Origin of the sequence: Curtobacterium sp. MCBA15_008, assembly GCF_001865065.1 — a bacterium.
Classification (GTDB): domain Bacteria; phylum Actinomycetota; class Actinomycetes; order Actinomycetales; family Microbacteriaceae; genus Curtobacterium.
In genome coordinates this window covers 107,734-134,413 of record NZ_MJGN01000005.1, presented here as the reverse complement: position 1 = coordinate 134,413, position 26,680 = coordinate 107,734, and the positions used below count along the sequence as shown (strand labels likewise).

General features: G+C 72.7%; 26 protein-coding genes and 1 pseudogene. 6 read left to right on the top strand and 21 right to left on the bottom strand.

The window, feature by feature from the left end; translation table 11 throughout:
* Both BIU96_RS02585 and BIU96_RS02580 read right to left on the bottom strand, forming a co-directional pair.
* On the bottom strand, positions 1 to 211 hold a 211-nt coding region (locus BIU96_RS02585; protein ID WP_139199722.1), incomplete at its 3' end, for a helix-turn-helix domain-containing protein.
* 72 nt (positions 212 to 283) lie between these two features.
* On the bottom strand, positions 284 to 1,438 hold the full coding sequence (locus tag BIU96_RS02580) for a sorbosone dehydrogenase family protein (protein ID WP_254785910.1): 1,155 nt from the start codon (positions 1,436 to 1,438) through the stop codon (positions 284 to 286).
* A 127-nt stretch (positions 1,439 to 1,565) separates the two neighbouring features.
* On the opposite strand from BIU96_RS02580, the gene BIU96_RS02575 reads away from it, so the two are divergent.
* The 3 genes from BIU96_RS02575 to BIU96_RS02565 all read left to right on the top strand — a co-directional run bounded on the left by BIU96_RS02575 (position 1,566) and on the right by BIU96_RS02565 (position 3,854).
* Positions 1,566 to 1,964, top strand: a complete 399-nt coding sequence (locus BIU96_RS02575) for a cupin domain-containing protein (RefSeq protein ID WP_071291040.1) — start codon at positions 1,566 to 1,568, stop codon at positions 1,962 to 1,964.
* Positions 1,961 to 2,626 (top strand): SDR family NAD(P)-dependent oxidoreductase, encoded by a 666-nt coding sequence (locus BIU96_RS02570; RefSeq protein WP_071291039.1) that lies wholly within the window; start codon positions 1,961 to 1,963, stop codon positions 2,624 to 2,626. Before BIU96_RS02575 ends, BIU96_RS02570 begins: the two co-directional genes overlap by 4 nt.
* A 127-nt stretch (positions 2,627 to 2,753) precedes the next feature.
* Positions 2,754 to 3,854 (top strand): hypothetical protein, encoded by a 1,101-nt coding sequence (locus tag BIU96_RS02565; protein WP_071291038.1) that lies wholly within the window; start codon positions 2,754 to 2,756, stop codon positions 3,852 to 3,854.
* Between the two features lie 40 nt (positions 3,855 to 3,894).
* Here the strand turns inward: BIU96_RS02565 and BIU96_RS02560 are convergent, their stop codons facing one another.
* From BIU96_RS02560 to BIU96_RS02515, 10 genes are all read right to left on the bottom strand, one after another.
* Complete coding sequence (locus tag BIU96_RS02560; RefSeq protein ID WP_071291037.1) at positions 3,895 to 4,122, bottom strand: hypothetical protein; 228 nt, start codon at positions 4,120 to 4,122, stop codon at positions 3,895 to 3,897.
* Positions 4,119 to 4,703 carry a winged helix-turn-helix domain-containing protein gene (locus tag BIU96_RS02555; protein WP_071291036.1) on the bottom strand — a complete coding sequence of 195 codons (585 nt, stop codon included), beginning with the start codon at positions 4,701 to 4,703 and terminating at the stop codon, positions 4,119 to 4,121. Before BIU96_RS02555 ends, BIU96_RS02560 begins: the two co-directional genes overlap by 4 nt.
* Positions 4,704 to 4,776: 73 nt before the next feature.
* Positions 4,777 to 5,601 (bottom strand): SGNH/GDSL hydrolase family protein, encoded by an 825-nt coding sequence (locus BIU96_RS02550; protein ID WP_071291035.1) that lies wholly within the window; start codon positions 5,599 to 5,601, stop codon positions 4,777 to 4,779.
* Between the two features lie 161 nt (positions 5,602 to 5,762).
* A complete protein-coding gene (locus BIU96_RS02545; RefSeq protein WP_071291034.1) occupies positions 5,763 to 8,678 on the bottom strand; it encodes an ABC transporter permease in 2,916 nt (971 codons plus the stop codon).
* Positions 8,675 to 9,406 carry an ABC transporter ATP-binding protein gene (locus BIU96_RS02540; protein ID WP_071291033.1) on the bottom strand — a complete coding sequence of 244 codons (732 nt, stop codon included), beginning with the start codon at positions 9,404 to 9,406 and terminating at the stop codon, positions 8,675 to 8,677. Before BIU96_RS02540 ends, BIU96_RS02545 begins: the two co-directional genes overlap by 4 nt.
* Positions 9,403 to 9,969, bottom strand: coding sequence for a PadR family transcriptional regulator (locus BIU96_RS02535; protein ID WP_254785909.1), 567 nt, complete (start codon positions 9,967 to 9,969; stop codon positions 9,403 to 9,405). Before BIU96_RS02535 ends, BIU96_RS02540 begins: the two co-directional genes overlap by 4 nt.
* Positions 9,970 to 10,125: 156 nt before the next feature.
* On the bottom strand, positions 10,126 to 11,007 hold the full coding sequence (locus BIU96_RS02530; RefSeq protein WP_071291031.1) for an aldo/keto reductase: 882 nt from the start codon (positions 11,005 to 11,007) through the stop codon (positions 10,126 to 10,128).
* A gap of 148 nt (positions 11,008 to 11,155) precedes the next feature.
* Positions 11,156 to 11,737, bottom strand: coding sequence for a YdeI family protein (locus BIU96_RS02525; protein WP_071291030.1), 582 nt, complete (start codon positions 11,735 to 11,737; stop codon positions 11,156 to 11,158).
* 183 nt (positions 11,738 to 11,920) lie between these two features.
* Positions 11,921 to 13,483, bottom strand: a complete 1,563-nt coding sequence (locus tag BIU96_RS02520) for an FAD-binding oxidoreductase (RefSeq protein WP_083402591.1) — start codon at positions 13,481 to 13,483, stop codon at positions 11,921 to 11,923.
* Positions 13,484 to 13,492: 9 nt separating this feature from the next.
* Entirely contained in the window at positions 13,493 to 14,035 is a 543-nt protein-coding gene (locus BIU96_RS02515; protein WP_071291028.1) for a thioesterase family protein, read from the bottom strand.
* A 129-nt stretch (positions 14,036 to 14,164) separates the two neighbouring features.
* Between BIU96_RS02515 and BIU96_RS02510 the strand changes: the two genes are divergently transcribed.
* Positions 14,165 to 15,151 carry an aldo/keto reductase gene (locus BIU96_RS02510; protein WP_071291027.1) on the top strand — a complete coding sequence of 329 codons (987 nt, stop codon included), beginning with the start codon at positions 14,165 to 14,167 and terminating at the stop codon, positions 15,149 to 15,151.
* Positions 15,152 to 15,490: 339 nt separating this feature from the next.
* Here BIU96_RS02510 and uraH read toward each other — a convergent pair whose 3' ends face one another.
* The 8 genes and pseudogenes from uraH to BIU96_RS20360 all read right to left on the bottom strand — a co-directional run bounded on the left by uraH (position 15,491) and on the right by BIU96_RS20360 (position 21,942).
* Positions 15,491 to 15,829 carry a hydroxyisourate hydrolase gene (gene uraH, locus BIU96_RS20185; protein ID WP_175477438.1) on the bottom strand — a complete coding sequence of 113 codons (339 nt, stop codon included), beginning with the start codon at positions 15,827 to 15,829 and terminating at the stop codon, positions 15,491 to 15,493.
* Positions 15,830 to 16,288: pseudogene (uraD, locus tag BIU96_RS20180) on the bottom strand (2-oxo-4-hydroxy-4-carboxy-5-ureidoimidazoline decarboxylase); the annotation flags it as partial. It abuts the gene before it with no gap.
* A 164-nt stretch (positions 16,289 to 16,452) separates the two neighbouring features.
* Positions 16,453 to 16,935 carry an FBP domain-containing protein gene (locus tag BIU96_RS02500; protein WP_071291026.1) on the bottom strand — a complete coding sequence of 161 codons (483 nt, stop codon included), beginning with the start codon at positions 16,933 to 16,935 and terminating at the stop codon, positions 16,453 to 16,455.
* Between the two features lie 251 nt (positions 16,936 to 17,186).
* Positions 17,187 to 17,579 carry a hypothetical protein gene (locus BIU96_RS02495; protein WP_071291025.1) on the bottom strand — a complete coding sequence of 131 codons (393 nt, stop codon included), beginning with the start codon at positions 17,577 to 17,579 and terminating at the stop codon, positions 17,187 to 17,189.
* A 64-nt stretch (positions 17,580 to 17,643) separates the two neighbouring features.
* Positions 17,644 to 18,366, bottom strand: coding sequence for an SAM-dependent methyltransferase (locus BIU96_RS02490; protein WP_071291024.1), 723 nt, complete (start codon positions 18,364 to 18,366; stop codon positions 17,644 to 17,646).
* A gap of 3 nt (positions 18,367 to 18,369) precedes the next feature.
* Positions 18,370 to 19,287 (bottom strand): helix-turn-helix transcriptional regulator, encoded by a 918-nt coding sequence (locus BIU96_RS02485; protein ID WP_071291023.1) that lies wholly within the window; start codon positions 19,285 to 19,287, stop codon positions 18,370 to 18,372.
* 271 nt (positions 19,288 to 19,558) lie between these two features.
* Complete coding sequence (locus BIU96_RS02480) at positions 19,559 to 20,833, bottom strand: hemolysin family protein (RefSeq protein ID WP_071291022.1); 1,275 nt, start codon at positions 20,831 to 20,833, stop codon at positions 19,559 to 19,561.
* 83 nt (positions 20,834 to 20,916) lie between these two features.
* A complete protein-coding gene (locus BIU96_RS20360) occupies positions 20,917 to 21,942 on the bottom strand; it encodes a M23 family metallopeptidase (RefSeq protein ID WP_139199715.1) in 1,026 nt (341 codons plus the stop codon).
* 163 nt (positions 21,943 to 22,105) lie between these two features.
* Here BIU96_RS20360 and BIU96_RS02470 point away from each other — a divergent pair, with 163 nt between their 5' ends.
* Complete coding sequence (locus tag BIU96_RS02470) at positions 22,106 to 22,600, top strand: hypothetical protein (protein WP_071291020.1); 495 nt, start codon at positions 22,106 to 22,108, stop codon at positions 22,598 to 22,600.
* A 27-nt stretch (positions 22,601 to 22,627) separates the two neighbouring features.
* On the opposite strand, the gene BIU96_RS02465 is transcribed toward BIU96_RS02470, so the two are convergent.
* Positions 22,628 to 24,319: a sodium:proton antiporter gene (locus BIU96_RS02465; protein ID WP_071291019.1), complete on the bottom strand. Its 1,692-nt coding sequence runs from the start codon at positions 24,317 to 24,319 to the stop codon at positions 22,628 to 22,630.
* 114 nt (positions 24,320 to 24,433) lie between these two features.
* Between BIU96_RS02465 and BIU96_RS02460 the strand changes: the two genes are divergently transcribed.
* Complete coding sequence (locus BIU96_RS02460) at positions 24,434 to 26,644, top strand: NADP-dependent isocitrate dehydrogenase (protein ID WP_071291018.1); 2,211 nt, start codon at positions 24,434 to 24,436, stop codon at positions 26,642 to 26,644.
* Positions 26,645 to 26,680: the final 36 nt, after the last annotated feature.

Sequence of the window (26,680 nt, the reverse complement as noted above, 5' to 3'; positions counted from 1 at the left end):
CGTCGAGCACGCTGTCCGAGACGCCCTGCAGGTTCCCCCGCTCGAGGCGTGTGTAGTAGTCGATGCTGACGCCGGCGAGCCGGGCGACCTCCTCGCGCCGGAGTCCGGTCACGCGGCGGCGGGTGCCGAAGGTCTCGACGCCGGCCTGCTCGGGGGTGATGCGTGCGCGACGACCGGAGAGGAAGTCGCGCGCTTCGTCGCGGTGGTCCATGCCGTCACGGTACTTCCGTGGGGTGCGCGCGAGCGAGGTGCTGCCAGAACCCCGATCAGCGCAGGACCCCGGTCAGCTGCTGGCGAGCGGGACGGACACGATCCGGTCGTCGCCCTCCGTCGGGTCCCCGCGGCCGTCGGTGTTGTTCGTGACGAACCAGAGCGCGCCCTCCGGCCCCTCCAGCACGGTGCGGATGCGCCCGAAATCCCGCGCGAAGTACTCGGTCGACGTCGTCGGGTCGTCCGCCGGGATCCCGCGCACGACCTCGCCGCGGAGGTTCGCGATGAACACGGTGTCGTCGATGACGGTGAGGCCGCTCGGCGAGGCGTCGTCTGTGGACCACTGCTGCACGGGGTCGACGAACCCCTGGTCCGTGCCGCCGGTGCCCTCGACCTCGGGCCAGCCGTAGTCCTTCCCCCGCTCGATGACGTTGAGCTCGTCCCAGGTGTCCTGCCCGAACTCCGACGCGAACATCGTGCCGTCGGCGGTCCACGCCATGCCCTGCACGTTCCGGTGCCCGAGGCTCCAGACCGGCGAGCCCGGGAACGGGTTGCCGCCCGGCACGTCGCCCTCCGGGGTGAGCCGGAGGATCTTGCCCGCCAGGGAGTCGCGGTCCTGCGCGTCCGCCCCGGTGCCGGCGTCGCCGACGCTCGCGTAGAGCATCCCGTCCGGGCCGAAGGCGATGCGGCCGCCGTTGTGGAAGCTGTTCGCCGGCAGGCCGTCGATGACCGTCGTGGCGTCGCCGAGGCCGTAGGAGCCGGTGCTGCCGGTGAGGTCGTACCGCTGGATCCGATTGCCGTCGTCGGCGGTCGAGTACACGAACAGGTCGCCGTCGTGCAGCGCGAGGCCGAGGAGCCCGCCCTCGCCGCCGTGGCTGACCCCGTCGACGGTGCCGACGGTGCGCGCCTTCCCCGAACCGTCCAGCTCGAGCACCTGCGCCGAGTCGCGTTCGCTGATGAGGGCGTCCCCACCGTCGCCGGTGCGGACGACCGACCACGGTGCGTCGAGCCCGGTCGCGATGTCGGTCGTCTCGCCGCCCGGACGGAGTTGTCCCGCTGCCGGGGCGGTGGGGTCGGCGCTCGCCGACGGGGCGGTCGTGGCGTCCGCGGTGCCCTCGAGCGTCCGGGCCGAGTCGTCCGAGCAGCCGGCGAGGACGAGCACGGCGGCGGCGGCCAGGCCCGCTCCGGTCAGGATGCGGTCGCGAGCGCGGTGCGGGGTGGTGTCCACGGTGTTCCTCCCGGGTCGTTGCGTCGATTGCACACGCCGCACTCGGGAAAGGCCTGGATCCGCACCGCTGCTGAGGGGTTCCGTCGTCCCCTCCCTCGGCCGCACGCACCGGCCTACCGTCGGGGACATGCAGATCCAGCCGAAGCAGCCCACCGTCAAGAACCCGCCCGAGCAGTTCACGGGCGACGTGTACCTGGACGCCATCGCCTCGCCGCAGGAACCCGGGCAGACCATGACCGTCGCCAAGGTCCGCTTCCTGCCCGGTGCCCGCACCGCGTGGCACTCGCACGCCAAGGGGCAGACGCTGCACGTGACCGAGGGCGTCGCGCGCATGGGCACCCGGGACGGCGGCGTTCTCGAGGTGCAGGCTGGGCAGACCGTGTACACGCCGGCCGGCGAGGAGCACTGGCACGGCGCGACGCCCACCGACTACATGGAGCACCTCGCGATGCTCGACTCGGCCGACGACCCGGCCACGACCACCACCTGGCTCGAGCACGTGAGCGACGAGGAGTACACCGCATGACCACCATCGCCATCGTCGGGGCCGGCAAGGGCCTCGGCCTCGCCGTCGCCGACCGCTTCGGCCGCGAGGGCTTCTCGATCGCCCTCCTCTCCCGCAACCAGTCCCGGCTCGACGAGCTCGCCCGTTCGCTGCAGGACCGCGGGTACGAGGCCGCCGGCTTCGCCACGAACGTCCGCGACCAGGACTCCCTCCGGGCCGCCCTCGAACGCGCGACCGAGCAGCTCGGCCCGATCGAGGTGCTGCAGTACAGTCCGCTGCCCGCGAAGGAGTACATGCGACCGGTGCTCGAGACGACGGCGGACGACCTGGTCGGTCCGATCGAGTTCTCGGTCTACGGCTCCGTCACCGCGGTCCGGCAGGTGCTGCCCGGCATGCGCGCGCTCGGGCACGGCACGATCCTGTTCGTGAACGGCGGCAGTGCCGTCCGTCCGGGCGCCCGGGTCACGGGCACGTCGGTGGCGTTCGCGGGCGAGAGCGCATACGCGCAGCTCCTGCACGACGACGTCCGCCAGGAGCAGGTGCACGTCGGCCAGCTCATCATCCCGTTCGGGATCGACGACGGGCAGCCGGAGCACTCCGGCGAGTCGATCGCGGACCGCCTCTGGGCGATCCACACGGAGCGCGGCGACTTCCGCACGTACGCGGAGCCGCTCCCCGAGTGAGTCCGCGCTGACGGCCGGGAGGCGCGTGGCGGGGTCCGCCCCGCGCCTCCCGTCCGTCGATGGGTCGCCGGACACAGCCGTCGTGCCCGGGTCGTCCGCCGAACGGTCGCGCTCCTAGCGTGGGCACGTGGATCCGGAGACCTTCGACGGCACGGCCGGCATCGCCCTGCTCGTCCTGCTGCCGGCGTCCGTCCTGTTCGCCGCGGCGGCGATCCGTCGCCTCGGGCCGCCACGCTGGGCGTGGGCGTTCTTCGTGCTCGGCGTCGTCGGGGTCCTCGTCCTGCTGCACCTCGCCGGGCAGGTGCGGTACGAGGTGGACCCGCCGCCGCGAGCCGGGTGGGCCTTCTTCCAGTTCGTCGGACTCGGCCTCGGCCGGGTCGGCGTCGCGGTGAACGCCGTGGCCGCGACCGTGTGGTGCGTGCTGCGGCCGGCGCCGTACCACGAGCGACTCCCCCGTCGTGAGACGCGGCTGCTCGTCGCCGCGTACACGGCGATGGCCGTCGCGACCGCTGTCCCCGCGGGGTGGTGGGGCGCCGGCCTCGGGGTGGTGCCGCCGGTCGTCGAGCTGCCCGTCGTGCTCGCGGCAGCCGGGTTCCTGACGACGGCGCTCACGATGCGGTGGCGTCGTCTCCGCACGGTGGCCGAGGACGACCGCCCGTCGATCACGACCCTGTGGCCTGCCGACGCCGTGGTGGCCGTCTGGCTCGTCGGAGCGCTCGCCGTGGGGCCGCTGTTCGCCGGCAGCGGGTTGCCGGAGGGGACCCGGGCACCGGTGGCGGAGCCGGAGCCGTCGTCGACGTGGACGCTCGAGCCCGAGTGGCCCGGGCCGACCCCCGCCGACGCGACGACCCTCGACGCCGCCGGGATCGAGGCGGGGACGCGTGCGCTGCTCGAGGACACGGTCCGCTGGGCCGGCCCGCTGGACGACCTGTCGTCGCCGACGCCCGCGCGGACCGAGGCGCCGCCGGTCGTCGTGACGGAGCAGGTGTGCGACGGCGGTGGCCGGCGGTGGACCGGGTCGCTCGTGCTGCCGACGGTCCGTCCGCAGGACCTCGCGCCGCGCGTCCTCGCCGGCTGGCGCGACGCGGGCTACGAGCCGATCGACCGGGCGATGGGGACCGACCTGGTCGGGCCCCTGCACGCCGACGCCGCGGTCGAGCGGATGCGCCTCGGGGGCGGCACCGACGGCGTGCACGTCGCCGTCGAGTCGTTCTGCACCACCGGCTGAGGCGATGCGCACCGCGTGGCCGAGCCGGCGTGCTGCCCCGTCAGCGAACGCGGGGCGTGCCGGAGGCGAGTCGGTCCCAGTGCCGGTGCCGTGCCTCCAGGGCGGTGCGCTGCTCGTACGCGAGCCGAGCCGCCCCGCGGTCCGGACCGAGGGCGCGGTCGGCGACGCGGGCCGCCCGTGTCTCGCTCCACCGGAGCAGGGCGAGTCCGAGGCGGTGTGCGGTCCGTTCGAGCGGACCGACGTGGTCGAGGTGGAGTGCTGCGCTCATGATCCCTGGCGTTCGTCGTCGAAGACGGGTACCGCCGCGAGGCGGATGAAGACGCGGCTCGTGTCCGCGTCGGAGTCGTCGTCGAGCACGTGACGGCGCCGGAACGAGTCGACGAGGGCGTGGACGCCGTCCATCAGCTCGGTGAGTTCCTCGGGGCGCAGTCGCATGATCGCGACGGAGAGGTCGCTGGCGTCCCGCCAGCCGGGGGACATCGTCTCCTGGTCGCGGGCGATGAACTCGCGGATCATCTGCTCCGCGAACTCGTTCGACCCGGTCGCGATGAGGCGGGCCGCGGCGATGCCGGCGGGGGTGTCCCCGACGTTCGTCTGGACGGCGACCGGGGTGCGCCGCCACCAGCGCTCGCGACCGTTCCCGCGGCCGACGATCTCCTCGATGAAGCCGTGCTTCTCGAGCTGGCGGAGGTGGTAACTGGTCGAGCCGGTCGACTCACCGACCCGATCGGCCAGGCTCGTCGCCGTTGCCGGTCCGTGTGCGGCGAGCTCGTTGAAGAGCTGCGTGCGCAGCGGGTGGTTCAGCGCCTTCATCGACGGGAGGTCGAGGACGCGTGCTTCGGGAGCCATGTGTTGAGCGTACGACTGCAAAGAAATCTTTGCAAGCAGATGTTTGCAACTGGTTCTTTGCAGTTGCCCGCCGCTAGCGGGATGCCTCCGTGATCGCCGTGGCCATGGCCCGTGCGACGCCGACGTTCGTGGACGCGGTGCCGTGGATCCCGTCCGGCGACGTGCCGCGGACCCAGGCGCCGTCGTGCTGGCGGAACGCCGCGAAGGGGTCCGTGTACGACCATCCGTGCTCGGCCGCATCGCGCTCGAGTGCTCGGCTCAGGACGACCTGGCCCGTGCGTCGGTCGGCGCCCCACCGGCTGGTCGTCCAGTCCGACGGCGGACCGGCGACGACCAGGACGTGCTCCGCCCCGACCCTCCGGACGACGGCGTCGACGTTCGCGATCGTCGTCGCGGTGGGGACGGCCTGGTTCACGTCGTTCGTGCCGAGTTCCACCACCAGGACGTCGGCGTCGTGCACCGGACCGATCTCGGCGAGCACCTGGTCGGCCCGGTACCCGCTGTGCGCGTAGCCGCCGACCGCGTGGAACCGGGTGTCCGGCTCGAGTGCGTGCAACCACGAGTCCGGTCGCGCCGTGATGGAGTCGCCCGCGTAGGCGAACGTGATCGCCCCCGACCGGTCGCCGGACCCGAGCGGTCCGGAGACGACCTGCTCGCGGACCGGGACCCGGGCGTCCGAGTGGACGTCGGCCCGGGTGTCCGCGTGGACGTCGGTCCGGGTGTCCGCGCGGGCGTCCGCGTGCTCGACCCGTGCCGGTGCCCCCGCGACGGCCACCGCACGGGTGCTGCTCACCACCGGAGCGGTGTGCGTGGAGACGACGACGAACGACCCGACCGCGACGAGGCAGGCGGCGGAGACGGTGCTCGCGAGCAGTGCGCGGCGACGAGTGGTGGACACGACTCCAGGTATCCCGCGGATCGCGTGTCGGTACCAGACCCCAGACCTGGGGAACCGGACGGTTCGCTGTGGGTCCTCGTGGCCGTTCCCAGCTCCGCCGAGCGCTGCTCCGCCGATCCCTGCTCGTCCGGTCCCTCCTCCCCTGGTCACAGCGAGCCTGGTCACAGCGAGCGCCGGACCGCGACCCGACGCCCGCGTCCCGCCGTCAGCCAGGTGCCGGCCGTCACCAGGATCGGCAGACCGAGGGCCAGGAGCGCGAGCACGGGCCAGTCCGCGACGAACGGCATGTGCGACGCACCAGCCGGACCACTCGTGAACCGCAGGGTGAGCGCCCGGATCGGCAGCAGCCCCAACAGGGTGCCGATCACCGCGCCGACCGTGGTGAGGATCGCCGCCTGCCACGCGGACACCCGACGGCGGAGCACCGGAGCGGCCCCCACCGCGTCGAGGACCTCGTCGTCGCGGCGTCCGTCCGACCGGGCCAGGCCGATCGCGACCGCGGTGGCCCCGATCGTGACGGCCGCCGCCAGTGCGAGGACGAGCGCCTTCACGATGCCCTGGGCATCCACCGGTCCGGCTTCGTAGGCGAACGTCGGCCCGTACCAGCGGTCGCGGTCAGCGCCGCCACGGCTCTGCCACGCGGACGACAGCTCGTCCCACTGAGCGGGTGTGAGCTCGCCGGGGAGCTTCGTCACGAGCATCCCGGCGACTGCGGGGACCCGGTGGCGTTCGGCGGTCTCCGGGGTCATGAAGACGCCCACCTCGATGCGGGGCGACTGCACGTCGAGCACGGCGGGGATGGTCGTCGAGGCGTCCGGCCGCGAGTCGGTGGTGATCGTCGGCGACTCCCAGGTCCGGTCGCGGAACGTGTCGAGGCGGACCACACCGTCGTGGGCGTACTCCGGCCAGAGCGAGACGGCCTTGCCCGAGGCCAGGGCGTCGCGGACGGTCGCCGAGGGTCGGTGCCCGGTCAGCAGGGCGTAGTCGTCGACGGTGCCCGTCCAGATGTGCGGCGCCGAGCTGTCCTGCGACGTGAGGTACCGCGAGCAGGACGTGGTGTCGTTGGTCGGGCACTCCTTGCCGACCCAGTCGTGCGGCACGGTGATCGTGGTCGGTTCGTCGCCGGCCTGCTCCGCGACCACGCCGAGGACCCGGATGCGGTCGTGGCGGAGCACCCCGGACGCGATCTTCGCGGCCCGGGCGGTCAGCTCGGCGTCGTACCCGCTGGCCGTCCCCTCGTCGCCGGAGACCGAGACGTCGGCGGTGGCCACGCCCACGGCGGTCCGGTACTCGTAGTCGCGGACGAACTGCGCGTGCGCCGAGGCGCTCCACGTGATCGCCACGGACGCGACGAACACCACGCTCATGACGCTCGCGAGCACCGGCACCGTGCGCACCGGGTTGCGGCGGGCGTCGCGTGCGGCGAGCCGTGCGGACAGGCCGAGGCGCGTCGAGGCCTTCGCGACGAGCGCGAGCAGCCAGGGCGAGCACATCGCGACCCCGAGCTGCATGAGGCAGGGTCCGATCGCGACGCCGGCACCGACCACCCACGCCAGCTCGTCCTCTTGCACGGGGCGGTCGTTGAGCAGCAGCACGCCGACCCCGCACGCCAGGGTCATCAGGGCGCCCACGACGATGAGCACCGGCGCCCAGATCCGTCGGCGGCGTTCGGCGCGCGGGTTCGCCGCCGCCGGGCGCAGGGACCCCCGGAGGGCGGCGAGCACGTTGATCCTCGTGGCGGCACGCGCGGCGACGAGGGCGGACACCAGGCCGGCGAGCACCCCGGCCGCCCCGATCGAGAGCAGCAGCGGGACGGGCACGTGCAGGCCCGGCCAGGTCGCGACGTTGCCGTTGTCGATCAGGCGGAACGCGACGACCCCGATCCCCGTGCCGAGCCCGACGCCCAGCACGGCGCCGGTCGCCCCGAGCACGAGCCCGGAGCCGGCGACGATCGTCCGGACGAACCGCCGGTCGCCGCCGACGCTCGTGACGATGGCGTACGAGCGGGTGTCGGCGCGGGTCCCGACCAGGAACGCGGCGCCGGCCAGCAGCGCCACCTCGAACATCGCGAAGACGCCGAGGAGCGCGAGGGCGCCGAGGAACCAGCCGATCTGCGAGCCCACCTGGCCACCGCGGAGTCGTGCGTCCGGCGGGTCGAGCACGACCGGCCGGGACTCCACGACGATCCCGTGCTGGTTGAGCTGTCGGATCTCCGACCACGTCGGGGCGTCCGAGGCCAGGTACACGGTGACGTCCGTGGTGCCGGTGCGGTCGGCGCCCGTCGTCGTCGACAGGGTGGTCCCCCACGGCAGGAACACGCCCTGCGCGTCCGGGTCGGACGCTGCGTCGCGCATCGTGCCGGTGATCGTGAGGCGCTTCGTCACGGGGTCGGTCAGGTCGACCGTGTCACCGATGGACGCGCCGAGGCGCTGGAGGGTCGCCGGGGTGACCATGAGTTCGTCGCGTGTGGTCGGGGCGGCACCGTCGAGCACGTGCCAGTGCCCGTCGAGCACCTTCGACCACGCCGAGCCCTCGACCGCCGTGATGCCGATCGGCCCCTTCGGACCGGCGAGCACGACCGACGACGAGCCCACGGGGATCGAGAGGGCACCAGCGGGCACGTGGTCGAGCACGTTCGCGGGTCGCTCGTCGCCATCGGCCTTCGCCGCGGGGCTCCCCCGTTCGGACTCGGTGTACTGCCAGTTCACGGGGTCCTGGCGCATGCCGCGGACGTCCGGACCGGCGACGCGCATCTGGCCGGCGGCGTGCCCGAGGTCGTAGCGCAGCTGCTCCGTGGAGGTGGCCTGCGTGGACTGCACCACGATCGAGGCCGCGGTGAACCCGGCGGTCGGGATGCCGATCAGTGCGACGATGAGCGCCGCACGACCGACCTTCGCGAACGCCAGCCGTCGCCCGAGCCGCAGTGCCGGACGGATCGCGAACGGCGTCCGGACGCGGTCGCGCCGATCGGTCCGCGCGCGCGCCGGTCGACGTCCGGACCGGCGGTCGGCGCGCAGTGCGCCGGAGTCACCCGTCCGGGGCGGATCGGCGTCGGCGGTGCGCCGACGCGCGCTCACGACGCGGCTCGGTCCGCGAGAGCCATCTCGACGCCCGAGTACACGGTCTCGTCGACCACGCGGCCGTCCCGCAGGAAGACGATCCGGTCCGCCCAGGCAGCGTGCCGGGCGTCGTGCGTCACCAGGAGCGCACCCGCCCCGGCGTCGACGTGCCGGCGGAGCATCCGCAGCACGACCTCGCCCGTCTGCGAGTCGAGGGCGCCGGTCGGCTCGTCCGCGAGGACCAGGCGGCGCTCGCCGACCACGCCCCGGGCGATCGCCACGCGCTGCTGCTGGCCGCCGGACAGGTCGTCCGGGAACGCGTCGGCGCGGTGGCCGAGTTCGACGTTGTCGAGCGCGAGCTCGGCGGCGCGGCGGGCCTGCGAGGCCTTCCACCCGTCGAGCTCGAGGGGCAGGGCGACGTTCTCGACCGCGGTGAGCGAGGGGATCAGGTTGAAGTCCTGGAACACGAACCCGATCAGTCGGCGTCGCAGCGCTGCGAGTTCCTTGGCCGGCCGGTCGGACACGAAGGTGCCGTCGATGAGGACCTCGCCGCTGGTCGGCGGCAGCAGGGTGCCGGCGCAGGCGAGCAGCGTCGACTTGCCCGAGCCCGAGGTGCCCATCACCGCGACCATCTCGCCGCGGCGGATCTGCAGGTCGATACCGGCGAGGGCGGTGACCGCCTTCGACCCCGTGCCGTACTGCACGCTCACCGCGTCGAGCTCGAGGAGCGGTGCCGCGGCGTTCACCGTGCGCTCCGGACGGTCGCGTCGGACACGGCTGCGTCCGGGGTCGGCGACGGGTGCTCGTCCGGTCGGTACCGGGCGACGCTCGACTCCACGTGGTCGAGCCAGCGGACCTCGGCCTCGGCCTGGAACAGCATCGACTCGAGGACGAGCGACCACGCCAGGTCCGACGCGGGGTCGGACGTGCGCTTCAGCCGGGTCAGGTCCTGCAGGTTCCGCACGGCTGCCGTCCGCTGCACCTGCACGAGGTGCGTCACGTCGACGCCGGGCACCGTGACCGCCAGGGCGAACTTGATCGCGAGCTCGTCGCGGCCACGCTTCGCGGGCACCGGCTCGCTGAACCAGCGTGCGACCTCGTCGCGGCCCGTGTCGGTCGCCGTGTAGACGACGTGCCCGTCGTCGTCGGTGTCGCCGCGGGCCACGAGGCCGTCGCGTTCGAGACGGTCGAGCGTCGTGTAGACCTGGCCGATGTTGAGGGGCCAGGTCCCGCCGGTGCGGTGCTCGAACTCCCCCCGGAGCTGGTACCCGTACCCGGGTCCCCCCACCAGCAGCGCGAGTACGCCCATCCGTACGCTCATCGTCTTCCCCCGTCGTGGCCACCGTGACCATACCCAGTATGCCCATACCCGGTATGCAAACGCAAGCAGCAGACGGACGGGAGGCGCGGTGCCAGCTGGCACCGCGCCTCCCGTCCGTCCTCCGGTCGCCTCCGCGACCCGGGGTCAGCTGCCCAACTTCGACAGCTCCTCGAACTCGTCGTCGGTCAGCTCCACGGTCGCGCCCGACAGGTTGTCCTCTAGGTGAGCGACGCTCGAGGTGCCCGGGATCGGCAGCATGACGGGCGAGCGCTTCAGCAGCCAGGCCAGCGCGAGCTGCGCCGGGGTGGCGCCCTTGCGCTCGGCGATCTCGGTGAGGGGCGAGTCCTCGCCGGTCAGCCCGCCGGTCGCGAGCGGGAACCACGGGATGAACCCGATGCCCTGCTGCTCCGACCAGTCGAGGAGCTCCTCGGCGTCACGCTTCTGCAGGTTGTACAGGTTCTGCACCGTGACGATGGTCGCGATCTCCTGCGCGGCCTTGACCTCGTCGACGGAGACCTCGGAGAGCCCGATGTGGCGGATCTTGCCCTCGTCCTGCAGCTTCTTCAGTTCGCCGACCTGGTCCTCGAGGGGGACCTTCGGGTCGATGCGGTGCAGCTGGAACAGGTCGATGCGCTCGAGGCCGAGTCGGCGGAGGCTCATCTCGGCCTCCTGGCGGAGGTACTCCGGACGGCCGACCGGCGGCCAGACGTTCGGGCCGGTACGGGTGAGGCCGGCCTTCGTGGCGATGACGATGTCGTCGCCGTAGGGGTGCAGGGCCTCCTTGAGGAGTTCCTCGGCGACGTAGGGGCCGTACGAGTCGGCGGTGTCGAAGAAGTCCACGCCGAGCTCGACGGCGCGCTTGAGCACGCGGACGGCCTCGTCGTGGTCCTTCGGCGGCCCCCAGACGCCGGGGCCGGTGAGCTGCATGGTCCCGTAGCCGAGGCGGTGGACCTCGAGGTCCCCACCGATGCGGAAGGTGCCGGATGCGGCAGCCGGACGGTTCGTGGTGTCGGTACCAGTGGTCATGACCCCGGTCTACGCCGCGTCCGTTGCCGCTCTCTGAGTCGCTGTCCCCCGGGTGCCGCCTGGCGGTCGAACCACCTTTCCGACATCGAACCGACCCCGGCGCGCGGTTCGACGTCGGGAACGTGGTTCGACGCGGCTGCCCGATCCGTCAGGGTTTGCGCGGGTACGGGGTCTCGCCCCGCTCCAGTCCGCCGACGAGCTTCGTCAGCCGGTTCGTCCGTGCCGTGGCGCTCGGCGCGGTCACGATCCGGTGCACGACGGCGTACCGGTTCGTGGCGTCGAGTTCGGCGAAGAGCGCCGCAGCGGCCGGCGAGGCGTCGAGCGCGGCCCGCAGGTCCTCCGGCACGGCGGCCGTGGCGGCCCCGGCGTAGGCGCGGTCCCACCGGCCGTCGCCCTTCGCCCGGTCGATCTCCGCCTGGCCCCGATCCCGCATCCGTCCCTCGGCCACGAGCGTCGCCACGAGGCCGATGTTGCGCTGCGACCAGAGCGAGGCCTTCCGCCGCGGGGTGAACCGCTGCCGGAACGTCGCCTCGTCGCGGCCGCGCTTCTGGCCGTCGATCCAGCCGGAGCAGAGCGCCTCGTCGAGCGCCTGGTCGTAGTTCAGGGTCGTCGGCTCCGTGGTGCCCTTCTTCGCGAGCACGAGCCACACCCCGTCCGGGTCCTCCTCGTGCGCATCGAGCCAGGCGCGCCACGCTGCGGCGTCCGGTACCACGAGCTCGTCGGCGTCCATGCGGTCATCGTAGGGCGACCCACCGCGGTCGCGACCGACGATCCGGGCGTCCGCCGCGCCTCCAGGCCTGGCCGTCCGCGGCGAGATCGCACTTCCGCGGCCGACCGGCCCACCGGTGGCCGACGGAGTGCGATCTCACCACCGGGATCGCGCCGCCGGGGCCGGCCGGGGCCGCCGCGCCCGTCAGACCCAGTGCGGCTGCACCAGCATCCCCGTCGGGTCCGCCTGCTCGGCGATCCGGTGCAGCCGCGAGGTGTTCACGTCGAAGTAGTCCGCCGGGTCCGTGATCGCCGCGTCGCAGTAGTTGGCGTACGCCGCGTCCCCCCACGCCGGCCGCATCGCCTTCCGGAACCCCCGCACGTACGCGTCGAAGGGAGCCGGGTCCGCCCCGTCCGCGAACACCGCCGTGTACTGCACCGTCATCAGCGCCGACCGCCACGGGAACGCGGAGTCGGTCCGGCCGACCTCGGACACCACGCCGCCCAGGGCGTCGAGCGCGACCCCGCCCTCCCGGTTGCCGGCCACGTCGCCGGCAGCAGCGGCGTGCTCCACGAGCGTGTCGATCTGCGCGTCGGTCAGCTTGGCGTTCCCGATGGACGAGGTCGCCGCCTCCGACACGCGCTGCGGCTTGCCGGCGAGCGCGGACATCGCGGCGCCGTACGTCATCTCCTTGGCGGTGTGAGAGAGCGGCTTCGCTCCGGTTGCCTGGATGAAACCGTCGACGCTGGTGTCCGCTCCGGTCTTCGCTCCGGTCCAGACGCCGGTGACGGTGACGGTGGGCGATGTGTGGCGCGTGCCGTTCAGCAGCTTGAGCGTCGACCACAACTGCCGGTCGGCGGTGGGCGCCCAGTCCTGCCAGGCGCGCACCACGGCAGCGGCGGCGGACCACGCGAAGGTGATGGTGAAGAGCAGGACGGGAGGCGCGGCCTGCGTCCGGTAGGTCAGCGCGGTCACGACGCCGACGGTCCCACCCCCGCCGCCCCGGCACGCCCAGAACAGGTCCGGGTCCGCGGTCGCCGAGACCTCGTGCACGGTGCCGTCCGGCGTGACGACGGTCGCGCCGGTGAGCTGGTCGCAGGTCAGGCCGAAGGAGCGGACGAGCACGCCGACCCCGCCGCCGAGCGTGAGCCCGCCGATGCCGACGGTCGGGCACGACCCCGCGCCGATCGCCCGTCCGGCCTTCGCGAGGGTGGCGTACACGTCACCGAGCTGGGCACCGGGGCCGATGGTCACGGTGTCGTCGTCGTGGAGCTCTACCGCGTCGAGGTCCTGCGTGCTGATCACGAGCGACCGCGGGACGTCGGTGCCGCTCGCGCCGCCGGCGGACCACCCCGTGTACGAGTGTCCGCCGGCACGGAGTGCCACCGGGGTGTGCGTGTTCCGTGCGAAGGCGAGCCCGACCTGCACGTCGGCCGTGCCCGCGGCGCGGAGGATGCCCTGCGGGTCGGCGTCGTCGTAGCGGGGGTTCTCGACGAGCCGCGCGGTGTTCCACCCGTTCGACCCGGACCGGAGCAGTCGCCCGGAGACGGCCGCGTCCAGGGCGTCCCACGAGTCCGGGCCCCCGGGCGTCGGGGTCGACGTCGGTGTCCTCGTCGGGCCGGGCGTCCCGGAGTCGGACGGCGACGGGCTCGGGCCCGGTCGGCTGCACGCCGCCAGCACCCCGGCGATCCCGAGGCCCACTCCCCCGGCGAGCAGCACCCGCCGGGTCGTCGCGGGGGTCCGGCGGTGGGGCTCTGGTTCGCTCACCGGACCTGTCTACCCCGCGGCACTGCTGATCCGTGTCGCGCCCGCCCAGTCGTGCACCCACTCGGGGAGCGTCAGGTCGCGCTCCGGCTCGCCCGCGGCCTCGAGCAGCTCGGCCGGCGAGACGGTCCCGCCCGTCCGCTGCAGGAACCGCGCCTGCACGACGGCCCGTGCGACCACGGTCCCGCGACGGACGAACGTCTGCTCCAGGTAGGCGGCGCGGTCGTCGAGGCCGAGCACCCGCGTCACGAGGTCGAAGCGCTGCCCGAGCGTGAGCGACCGCTTGTACGTGATGGTCTGCGCGGACACGACCGGGTACCAGCCGCGCTCCGCGATCTCGCCCCAGAACCCGGAGCGGAGCATGAGGTCGAGGCGGCCGAGGTCGAGCATCGACAGGTACTTGCCGTTGTTGACGTGCCGCAGCGGGTCGAGGTCGGTGACGGTGACCCGGAACGGCGTGCGGACCTCGTCCCAGAGCGACGGACGGCGGGCGCCGATCGACGGACGGAGGCGGACGCGCAACTGCAGCAGGAACAGCCGGAAGTACAGGTTCACGTCCCGATCACACCAGGGCGAGGCGAGCGCCGGGGAGACCTTGGAGGATCCACACGAACGCCCGCCGCAGTCTGACCGGCCCGGTCAGTGCCTCCCTCCAACCCGGGCTGCCGGAGTAGACCTGGGGGCATGCAGACACGCAAGCTCGCAGACCTCGAGGTCGGACCCGTCGGCCTCGGAACCATGGGCATGAGCGCCTTCTACACGGGCGCCGGCTCCGACGACGACGAGTCGATCCGCACCATCCACCGCGCGATCGACCTCGGCGTCACGCTCTTCGACACGGCCGAGGCGTACGGCCCCTACACGAACGAGGACCTGCTCCGCCGGGCCCTCGCCGACCGCCGCGACGACGTCGTGATCGCGACGAAGTTCGGCCTCATCACCCACACCGCGGGCGAGGAGACCCCTGCCACCGGTCGGGGCATCAGCTCGGCGCCGGAGTCCGTCCGCGAGGCGCTCGAGGGCTCGCTCCGGCGCCTCGGCACCGACCACATCGACGTGTACTACCAGCACCGCGTCGACCCGGCCGTCCCGATCGAGGACGTGATCGGCCAGCTCGCCGGCTTCGTCCAGGAGGGCAAGATCCGCCACATCGGCCTCTCCGAGGCGGGCGCCGCCACGATCCGGAAGGCCCACGCCGTCCACCCGATCACGGCGCTGCAGAGCGAGTACTCGCTGTGGACGCGCGACCCCGAGGGCGAGGTGCTCGACACCCTCCGCGAACTCGGCATCGGCCTGGTGCCGTACTCCCCGCTCGGCCGCGGGTTCCTGACCGGTGCGATCACGAAGCCGTCCGACCTGGACTCCGACGACTTTCGTCTGGCGAACCCGCGCTTCCAGGAAGAGGCCTTCGCGCAGAACATGCGCATCGTCGACGCGGTCAAGGAGATCGCGACCGAGGCCGGTGCCACCCCGGCGCAGGTGTCGCTCGCGTGGCTGCTGGCCCAGGGCGAGGACGTCGTCCCGATCCCCGGCACGAAGCGGGTCTCGCGGCTCGAGGAGAACGTCGGCGCCGCGGACCTCACCCTCACCGACGACCAGATCGCGCGGCTGTCGGCGCTGCCCGTCCCGACGGGCGACCGCTACCCCGACATGTCGACCATCGGTCGCTGAGCCGAGCACCTGACCGACGGGAGGCCCGTGGCGGACGCGCCACGGGCCTCCCGTCGCTCTGGGCCGCGCCGCCTCGCCCCGCCAGCGCGCGTCCCCCCCCCTCCCGCCGCGCCGCGATCCGCGAGCGGGCGAAATGCCAGGGTGCGCTCGCGGTGCGACCCCGCGTTTCCGCCCGCTCGGCCGTGACGCATGCCCGGCCACGCATGGACCCGCGCGAGCGGGCGAAATGCCAGGGTGCGTCCGCCACTCACCCTGGTATTTCGCCCGCTCGGCCTGGGGCACGTACCGCAGACGGCATACGCCCCCTCGCGGCCGCGCGAGCGCGCAGCGCGCCGGGCGTCAGCTGCCGCGGTACGTGCTGTACGCGAAGGGGCTCAGCAGCAGCGGCACGTGCAGGTGCCCCGTGCCCGCGACCGAGAACGCCACGGTGACGAACGGGTGGAACGTCGGCACCCCTGCCGCCGCGAAGTACGCTCCGGTCTCGAACCGGAGCACGTGGTCACCCCGTCCGAGCACGTCCGGCCCGAGCGACGCTCGACCGTCGTCGTCCGTCGCTCCGGTCGCGACCACGTCGCCGTCGACCGTGCTCAGGACGAGCGCGACGCCCGCCGCGGGCACACCGGAGGTGGCGTCGAGCACGTGCGTGGTCAGCTGCGGGACGCTGAAGGTCGCTCGGATGCGGTGCAGCGCGATGTCGGCGAGTGCTGCTGCCGCTTCGGCCTCCTCGACGGAGGGCTCGTTCCCGAGTCGCCGCTCGAGTTCGGCGAGGAGCTCCTCGGGACTCCGCCCGGCAGCGCGCACGAGGAACACCCGCCCGAATCGCCGCTCGTACTCTGCGTTCCCGTCGGCGATGGCGCCGGCGACCTCGTCGGCGGCGGTGCGCATCGACGACTGCTCTCGAGCCGAGGACGCGTCCGTGGCCCGCTCCCCGATCCGCGGGTGGTGCGCCAGCGCGGCATCGAGTTCCGCGGCGCCCCATGCGCCGGCGAGCGAACGGCCTCGGTTCAGTAGGTCGGCGACGGACGCGTAGGGACGTGCCGCCACGAGGGCGTCGACCCACGGATCGACGTCGGCCCACCCCCGCACGGTGGCGGCAGCGTCGGTGTCGGTCGCGTCGTTCAGCTCGCCAAGGTCCATGCGGCCACGCTACGAGAGGATCGTGTCCCGCGCGTTTCACGGTGGTTTCCCCCGGAACGCGACCACCGGTCCCGGAACGTCCGGTCGGCGGGCCTGGAGGCGCGGGTCGGGCCCGCCCCGCGCCTCCAGGCTGCCGACGCGGGAACGTCCAGAGCCGCCGGGGGCTACACCTCGGCCGCGAACGACGCGGCGCGGAGCCGCAGGTCCTCGATGCGCCGGAGCCGGGCGGCCTCGACGTCGTAGCCCTCGTACGCGGGCGGCGGCAGCTTCCGTACGTTCCGCGAGCACTGGAAGTCCTGGCAGACGAGCGTGCCGACGGTGTTGCCGTTCCGACCTGCCTTACCGGACCGCTTCGCGCTGTAGAACACGACGTCGTTCGGCAGCTTGACGTCCTGGCACCACGAGCACTGCGCCCGCGACCGCGAGGAGGCCTCGGCCTGCCGGAACAGGATCCCGACCAGCTCCCCGTCGAGCGTCGGCACGACGGCGTACGCGCGCCGGCCGATCTTCGGGTCGCGCCAGCCCAGGTAGTCGAGGGCGTCCCAGTCGATCGTGTCGAAGTCGGCGGGGAGGGTGAGGTCACCGACCTCCTTGCGGGAGGCGTTGACGAAGGACGTGCGGAGGGTCTTCTCGCTGATGGGCAGCATGGTGTGCGCTTTCGTTCGGTGCCCGGGGCGCAGGGGATGCGCCGCACCGGGCGGAGGGCTCAGGGTTCGATGACAGCGGCCACACCGAACGGTGCGACCGGGGGCATCACGCCCTGATGTCGGCGATACGGGCGCCGACCACCTCCTGGAAGCTCACCGGACCAGCCTACGACGACGTGTCAAGCCGCGGAGCGTCGGAGGGCGCGACCCGGAGGATCCCGGGCCGCGCCCTCCACGGCGTGCTCCGGGACTCAGCAGGTGTAGACGCCGCGTGCCGTCGCGTAGGCGAGGCCCGGGTAGGACGTGTACGCGATGCCCATGCGCTGCCCCTTCTTGAAGGTCGTGCACGGCGAGTCGAAGCCGTATTGCACGTCGACCTTCAGGCGGAGGTTGGCCTGGCAGTTGTTCTTGACGTACACGAGGCCGGTCTGCGTGACGATGCCCGCCTGCGAGATGTACGGCGTGTTCCCGCTGAGCGCGACGCAGGACGGAACGTAGGCCTGGGCGGCGGTCGCCGAGACCGTCGTGAAGCCGAGCGCGAGCGCCGCGACGGCGACCACCGCGCCGATCCGACGGAGCATTCGTCGCGGCGCAGTCCGAACGGCTGCGTCGGTCGTCGTGGTGTGGATGAGGTGGTTGTCCATGACGGGTCCCCTGTTCTTCGTCGATGAAAGAACGTTCAGGGTACGGGGTGGAACGAGCGTTCCGCTACCCCACGGGTTCGTCCGTCGGGATGGCGGTGACGAGCACGAGCGAGCCCTCGTACGACGGTCGGACGCGGAGCGCGCCGTACCGGCGATCCCACTCGCCGGACTCGATCGCGGTGCGGAGCGCGGCGACGGAGCGGCGGGCGGTCATCTCGTCGACGCGGCTCCACGCCGGGTCGGCTCGCCGCGCTCCGGGGTCGAGGAGCCGCTCAGGCCGGGCGTAGTACGCCTCCGAGAAGCCGTCGACGCACGTGAAGGGGATCGGCAGCGTGGTGGTCGTCACCACGTCGTCGCCCAGCGCTGCCGCGATCCGGTCGAGCGTGGGGAGGGCATGGGCCTCGGCCGCGGTGACCTCCGGGGCGTACTCGGCGAGCCACGACCGCTCCACGCGTGCGGGGTCGCGCGTCAGGACGACGATCGGTCCGCGCGTGACCCGGCGCAGCTCGGCCAGCCCGTGCTCCAGGTCGTCCCACTCGTCGAGCGAGAAGGTCACCACCGAGGCGTCGAACGCGCCAGCGTCGTCGTCGTCGTCGGCGAAGGGCAGTCTCGCGGCGGTCGCGGCCGGGGGGACCGTCGTCACCGCTGCATCGGCCGGCGAGTAGGAACCCGCGCCGTCGTCGGAACGGACCTCGAGCACCGATCGTGCGCCGCCCAGGGCCTTCGCGATCGCCCGTGCGAAGGACGGCTCCGGCCGACGGTACTTGCGGTCGTCCTGCCCGGTCACGGGTCAGTCGACGGACTCGGACTGGCGCTCCGCGTCCGACCGGCGGCGCTCGGCGTCGTGTTCGGCCCGCTCCGTGGCGGCCCACGACCCGAGCAGCGACAGGGATCGTTCGGACTCGCTGCCGGGTTCGGCCGAGTACGAGAACATCACCAGGCCCGGGTCCGCGACGAGGTCGAGCGCTTCGTAGTCGAGCCGCAGCTCGCCGACGATCGGGTGCACGATCCGCTTCTTGCCGGCGCGGTGCACCCGGACGTCGTGCGCCGCCCACCACGTGCGGAACTCCTCGCTGCGGGTGGAGAGCTCCCCGACGAGGGTGACGAGACCGGGCTCGCAGGGGTTCGACACCGCAGCCGCGCGGAGGATCGCGACGGCGTCACGAGCGGTCTGCGCCCAGTCCGGGAAGAAGTCCTTCGCCGCGGGGTCGAGGAACGTGAAGCGTGCGGTGTTCACCGGACGCCCGGGCCCGGCGAACATCGGCGAGTACAGGGCGTGCCCGAGCTCGTTCGTCGCGACGACGTCGCCGCGCTCGTTGCGGACCCACGCGGGTGCCCCGGTGATCGCGTCGAGCAGCCGCTGCACGCCGGGTCGGACCCGGGTCGGGACGTTCCGGTGCATGACCTTGACGCCGGCGTTCGCCAGACGCGCGAGGTCCCAGAGGTGCACGCGCTCGTCCTCGTCGAGCTGCAACGCGCTCGCGAGCCCGTCGAGCACGCTGTCCGAGACGCCCTTGAGCGAACCCCGTTCGAGCCGCGTGTAGTAGTCGACACTCACCCCGGCGAGCATGGCGACCTCGTGGCGACGCAGCCCCGGCACCCGCCGGATCCCGCCGCCGAACGACGGCATGCCGACCTGGTCGGGGGTGAGCCGTGCCCGTCGGGAGGACAGGAAGTCGCGGATCTCGTTGCGCACGTCGATACCCATGGGTCGAGCGTACGTCGCGCTCCCGGGAGGTCGGGGGCACTGGCGGTACCCGCCGCCGTGCCGTCCGGTCCGTGAGAGCGACAGGTTCCGGGGCGGGGGTGCCGTCCCGCTCGCAAGAGCGACAGATCGCCGCCGAACATCGGGAGCGATCTGTCGCTCTTGCGGAGCAGACCGGACGAACAGGACGGACCGGACGAACAGGACGAACAGGACAGACCGGAACAGGACGGACTGGAGGCGCGGGGCGGGCCCGCCACGCGCCTCCCGTCCGTCAAGCGGTCACGTCGGCCGTGATGCGCACGCGGGCCACGCGGTGACCGTCCATGGCGGTCACCTCGAGCCGGTGGTCGCCCGCCTGGACGACGTCGCCGACCGCGGGGATCCGGTCGAGGAACACCTGCACCAGGCCGCCGACGGTCTCGTAGTCGCCGTCGGGCAGGACCGGGCCGCCGTCGGCCGCGAGGTCCTCGAGGACCGTCGCACCGTCGACGCCGTCCTGCGCCGCTGTCGACTCGTCGTACTCGGCGGTGTCCCACTCGTCGCGGATCCGGCCGACGAGGTCCTCGAGCAACGCCTCGAGCGTGACCATGCCGGCGCTCCCGCCGTACTCGTCCACGACGAGCGCGATCTGGTGGCCGTCGGTGCGCATGTCCGCGATGGCGCTCGACAGCGACTTCGTCTCCGGCAGCGCCAGCACGGGGCGGACGAGCGTCGCGACCGGTGCCGACGGGTCGGCCGGTCGGAGCAGATCGCGCAGGTGCACGAACCCGTCGACGTGGTCCCGCGAGCCGTCCGTGACGAGGTAGCGGGAGTGTCCGGCGTCGATGGCGTGGTCGGTGGCCTCGGCGATGGAGACCGAGGCATCGATCGTGGACACGTCGTACCAGGGGCGCATCGACTCGCGGAGGATGCGGTCGCCGGCGTCGAGCGCGCTCCGGGCGATGCGGCGACCCTGGGGGTCGATGGCGTCGTGGTCGTCGACGAGGCCGCGGAGTTCCTCGGTGCTCATCGACTCGCTCCGGGCGTCCGGGTCGCCGCCGAGCAGCCGGACGACCGCGTCGGTGGACTTCGACAGCAGCCAGATCACCGGACGCATCGCGGTCGCGAAGCGGTCGAGCGTCGGAGCGACGGCCATCGAGAAGCCCTCGGCCCGCTGCAGCGCGAGTCGCTTCGGCACGAGTTCGCCGAACACGAGCGACAGGTAGGCGATCACGAGGGTCATCAGGACGAGGGCCACGACCTCGGCGGCGCCCTGGTCGAGCCCGAACCCGCCCAGCAGCGGCGCGACGTCCGGCGCGATCGACGACGCACCGTAGGCGGCCGAGAAGAACCCGGCGACGGTCACGCCGATCTGCACGGCCGACAGGAACCGGTTCGGGTCACGGCCGAGCTCGGCGACGCGCATGCCACGGGACCCGCGGCGCTCGAGCTGCTGCAGCTGCGACTCACGCAAGGAGACGAGGGCGATCTCGGCGGCGGCGAACACCCCGCCGACGAGTACGAAGAGGATGACGAGCCCGAAGGCGATCCAGGTGTCGGCGCCCATCAGCGGGCGGTCCGGTCAGATCGTCGTCGAGCGGGCGGTCTGTGGCAGTCGTCCATGCCTGTGAGTGTGCACAGGCAAGCTGATCAGGCGGTGAGGGTCCGCCCGATGCGCGCTTCGAGCCAGGCCTTCGGGTCGATCGGGGTCACGCCGTCCATCAGGACCTCGAGGTGCAGGTGCGCTCCGGTCGAGACCCCGGAGGAGCCGACCTTGCCGATGAACTCGCCGGCCTCGACCGTGTCGCCGACCTTGAGCGGCGAGGAGCCCGGGATCATGTGCCCGTAGAGCGTCGAGACCTCGCGCCCGTCGACCACGTGGTCGATGATGACCGCGTTGCCGTAGGAGAAGTACGTGCCCGAGACGCGGACGGTCCCCGCGGCGACGGCGCCGATCGGGGCGCCCATGCCGGGGTTGAAGTCGAGGCCCTGGTGCAGGGACGAGCAGGCACCGCACGGCGCGGAGCGGTAGCCGAAGCCGGAGCTCATCCGGACCGGCCCGGGGAACGGCGACCGGACGGCGCCGCCGTAGGAGACCGCCGTGCCCGGAGCGGCCGAGCTGCTGGCGGTGCCGCCGCCGACCGTGAACTCGTCGCGGTCGAGGGCGCTGGCCGAGATGGCCTGGGTGACGGCGTAGTCCTGCGTGCGGACCGTGGGGGCGAGGGTCGAGGTCGCCATCGAGGTGCCGGCACTGGCGTGCGCGGGCATCGCCGAGGCGGCGAACATGGCGAGGGCGGCGAGGGCGCTCGTCAGCGTGATCCGGGTGGCGCGCTGCGGTCGCGACGCACGCTGCTGCCTGGAGGCGCGTGGTGCGGCCGGCAGGCTGGTCACGGTGGCCGCGGGGCGACGGACGACTCGCTGGATGCGTGCGTCGGGGGTGTTCCGCAGGCCGTGCTCGGTGGTCGCCCGGGCGATGGTCGCTCGGCGCCCGGTGCGCTCCGGCTTCGGCTTCGGCGTCGGCTTCGGGCGGTCCGCCTTGGTCGCCGAACGCTCCGCCTTTCGCGCAGAACGCTCCGGCTTGCGGGCGGCGGCACGCTCGGCCTCGAGGGCCGCGCGACGGGACAGGTGCACCACCGGGGTCCCCGGGTGCTGGTCGATTTCGCGTGGTGTCGTCATGGCCGCCCACCATTCTGCACGACTCTGTCGCTTTGTACAGGTCCTTTCGTGATCTTCTCGTTACCGAACCGCTGGGAGGGTCCTGACCGGTCCGGCCGGTCCCGCCCGTCCGCTGCCGACCGTCGGTAGTGTCCGCGATGAGCGAGCCGAAAGGACCCTGAGCATGGCTCGAGCGCCGCGTGACCGGCACGAACCCATCGACCTGCGGGTCGCCGACGTGGTGCTCGCGGGCACCCGTGACCTCCTGCCGGTGCTCCGCGCAGCGGCCGTGCGGGCGGGTGTGGACGCCTCGCGGATGCGGGTGGTGGGCGACGACGACCTGCCGGAACCCGGCGAGACCGGCCACGCCGAACTCGCCGTGATCGCGATCCGCCGACCCGGCGACGACCCGGCCTTCCACCGGGCGCAGGAGACCGCGGAGACGATCGAGCCGCTGCTCGCCCCGAACGCCGTGCAGATCGTGGTGACGGTGTCCGGACTGACCCGGCTCGCGCCGAAGGTCGAGCGGACGCTGACCTCCGAGGTGCTGCACCAGATCGGCGTCGCCTCGCACACGTCGGGCTTCGGGCGACCGTTCCGGAACTTCCGGATGCGGCTCGGCGTCACCGGGCTGCGGGCCGCGGGTGTGCGGGTGTTCCGGGTGTCGATCGGGCACTGAAGGGGTTTCGACCGGCACTGACCTCGGTCAGCGCACGGGCGCTCCCCGGAGCTCGAGCGCGATCTGCTCGGCGTCGAGGTTCCGCAGCATCGACTCGAGCACCTCGGCGTCGAACGAGCCGTCGTCGCGGGCGTCGAGGATCGCGGAGCGCTGCGCCTCGAGCACCGCCGTCCGTCTGGCCTTCTCGCGCCCCATCCACGCCCGGAGCTCGGCGGGGTCGGCGGCCTGCAGTTCCTCCTGCGTGCGGGGACCCTCCTCGCCCGTCCCCGGGACCTGCTCGGCCGCGGTCCGCATCAGCTCGAGCAGTCGCCGTCGTTCCTCGACGTCGTTCGACGCCGTGTCCGGGGCCGGTGCCGCGATCCGTCGGACGAGCGGGCCGATCGTGCTGCCCTGGACGACGAGCGACAGCAGGGCGACCGCGAACGCGATGAACACCAGGAGCGACTTCTGGGGCGTGCCCTCCGGCAGCGTCTGGGCCGCGGCGACCGTGACCGCGCCGCGCATCCCCGCCCAGATCACGGTGGTGCCCTCGCGCCAGCCGAGCGGGGCCTTCGTGTAGTACGCGATGTCGGCCAGGGTCCGCCGCACCCGCACGGCGAACCGGTCGAGATCCCGTTCGGACGGTGCGCGGTTGCCCGGGCGGTGTTCGCGGATGACGTCGCTCATGGCGTCGCGGTCGCTCGCGTGCATCTCCTCGAACCGCGCCTGCATCCGTTCGCCGCGCTTGGCGCTCGCGGACAGGGCGAGGAGGAGCGGCACGACGTAGGCCGCGCGCACGAGCAACGTCAGCACGAGGGCGACGACCGCGATGAGGAGCGCCGGGCCGATGCCGGTGTGGTCGTCCTGCACGTCACCGAGGATCGACGACAGCTCCAGCCCCATCGTCAGGAAGACGGCGCCCTCGAGCACGAGCTCGATCGTCTGCCAGTTCTGCGCGTCCGACAGCCGGTGCCCGGGCGGCAGCTTCCGCGGGCCGACGATGCCGGTGAACAGCCCGGCGACGACGGCCGCGACGAGCCCGGAGCCACCGAAGTGCTCGGTGGGGACGGCCGCGACGAACGGCACCGCGAACGAGAGCGCCGTGTTGACCGCGGCGTTCGGCACCCGGGCGCGGACGAGCACGTTCACCCAGCCGACGAACCAGCCGATCACCACGGCGATGGCGACGGCCTTCGCGAAGTCGCCGAGGGCGCCCCAGAACGAGAACGACGCTGCGGCGGCGACGATCGCGGTCCGCAGCAGCACGAGCGCGGTGGCGTCGTTGAGCAGGGACTCCCCGTCGAGGATCGAGATCGCACGGCGGGACACCGAGGTCTGCTTCACGATCGAGGTCGCGACGGCGTCGGTCGGGCTGACGATCGCTCCGAGCGCGATGCCCCACCAGAACCCGAGGCCGGGGATCACCCACGCGAAGAACAGCCCGAGGACCAGGCTCGACGCGATGACGAGCAGGACCGACAGGCCGCTGATCGCGCCGAACTCCCGTCGGAAGTTCATCGACGGCATCGACACCGCCGACGAGTAGAGCAGTGGTGGGAGCACCCCGGCGAGGATCCACTCCGGATCGATCTCGGCGTCCGGCACGAACGGCAGCAGGCTCGCGACGATCCCGAGGACGACGAGCACGAGCGGGGCCGCGACACCGATGCGCGGGCCGAGCACGGCGGCGCCCGCGATGGCGATGACGGCGACGACGCCGACGACGAGGAGTTCGGTCACGGGTCCAGGGTGGCACCTGGGCGCTCACCCGGGCGATGTATCTTGATGTCGAGACATCCTGCGCCACGAGTACCGTGGACGTACCGACGGTCGAACAAGGGAGTACCCGCCAGCATGGCCAAGATCATCTACACCCTCACGGACGAGGCGCCGTTCCTCGCCACCCACTCCTTCCTCCCGGTCATCCAGGCCTTCGCCGGCACCGCGGGTGTCGACGTCGAGACCCGCGACATCTCGCTCTCCGGCCGGATCATCGCCCAGTTCCCGGAGCGGCTCACCGCCGAGCAGCGCCTGGACGACGCCCTCGCCGAGCTCGGCGACCTGGCGAAGACCCCCGAGGCGAACATCATCAAGCTGCCGAACATCTCGGCGTCGATCCCGCAGCTCAAGGCCGCGATCAAGGAGCTCCAGTCGCAGGGCTACGACCTGCCGGACTACCCCGACGAGCCGAAGACGGACGAGGAGCGCGACACCCGCGCCCGCTACGGCCGCACCATGGGCAGCGCCGTGAACCCCGTCCTGCGCGAGGGCAACTCCGATCGTCGTGCACCGCTGTCGGTGAAGAACTACGCCCGCAAGCACCCGCACCGCATGGGCGCGTGGAGCTCGGACTCGAAGACGAACGTCGTCACGATGGGCGTCGACGACTTCCGGTCGAACGAGCAGTCCTGGATCGCCCCGGCCGACGACGTCCTGACGATCGAGTTCGTCGGCGCCGACGGCGAAACGACCGTCCTCAAGCAGTCGATCCCCGTCCTCGCGGGCGAGGTCGTCGACGGCACCGTGCTGCACGTCCGCGCGCTCGAGGCGTTCCTGACCGACCAGATCGCGGCCGCGAAGGAGCAGGGGATCCTGTTCTCGGTGCACCTCAAGGCGACGATGATGAAGGTCTCCGACCCGATCATCTTCGGCCACGTCATCCGCGCGTTCTTCCCGAGCGTCTTCGAGCGCTTCGGTGCCGACCTCGTCGCCGCGGGCCTGACCCCGAACGACGGCCTCGGCTCGATCCTCGCCGGCCTCGACGCCGTGCCGAACGGTGCCGAGATCAAGCGGGCCTTCGCGGACGGCATCGACGCCGGCCCCGAGCTCGCCATGGTCGACTCCGACAAGGGCATCACCAACCTGCACGTGCCGAGCGACGTCATCGTCGACGCGTCGATGCCGGCGATGATCCGCACCTCCGGGCACATGTGGGGCCCGGACGGCGAGGAGCACGACACCCTCGCGGTCATCCCGGACTCGAGCTACGCCGGCATCTACCAGGCCGTCATCGAGGACTGCCGCGTCAACGGCGCGTTCGACCCGGCCACCATGGGCTCGGTGCCGAACGTCGGCCTGATGGCGCAGAAGGCCGAGGAGTACGGCTCGCACGACAAGACGTTCGAGGTCCCGGGGGCCGGCACGGTCCGCGTGACCACGGCCGCCGGCGAGACCGTCCTCGAGCACGCAGTCGAGGCCGGCGACATCTGGCGGGCCTGCCAGACCAAGGACGTCGCCATCCGCGACTGGGTGAAGCTCGCCGTGACGCGTGCCCGTGCGACCGGCTCCCCCGCCGTGTTCTGGCTCGACGAGTCCCGCGCGCACGACGCCAACCTCATCGGCCTCGTCCGCGAGTACCTCGGCGAGCACGACACCGAGGGCCTGCAGATCGAGGTCATGAGCCCCGAGGACGCCATGCGCTTCTCCCTCGAGCGCATCCGCCGCGGTGAGGACACCATCTCGGTCACGGGCAACGTCCTCCGCGACTACCTCACCGACCTGTTCCCGATCATGGAGCTCGGCACCTCGGCGAAGATGCTCTCCGTCGTCCCGCTCCTCGGCGGTGGCGGCCTGTTCGAGACCGGTGCCGGCGGTTCCGCGCCGAAGCACGTGCAGCAGCTCGTGCAGCAGAACTACCTGCGCTGGGACAGCCTCGGCGAGTTCCTGGCGCTCGCGGTCAGCCTCGAGCACCTCGCCGGCGTGACCGGCAACGCACGCGCCCGCATCCTCGGCGAGACGCTCGACCGCGCCACCGGGACCTTCCTCGAGCAGGACAAGTCCCCGGGCCGGAAGCTCGGCTCGATCGACAACCGTGGCAGCCACTTCTTCCTCGCGAAGTACTGGGCTGAGGAACTGGCGGCGCAGACCGAGGACACCGAGCTCGCAGCGGCGTTCGCGGAGATCGCCGGGTCGCTCGCCGAGCAGGAGCGGACGATCGTCGACGAGCTCGTCGCCGTCCAGGGGCACCCCGCCGACATCGGCGGCTACTACCGTCCGGACGACGCCAAGACGAGCGCCGTGATGCGCCCGTCCGCCACGCTCAACGCGGTCCTGGCCGCCCTGTAACCAGCCGGACCAGTGATGGACGGGAGGCGCGGTGCC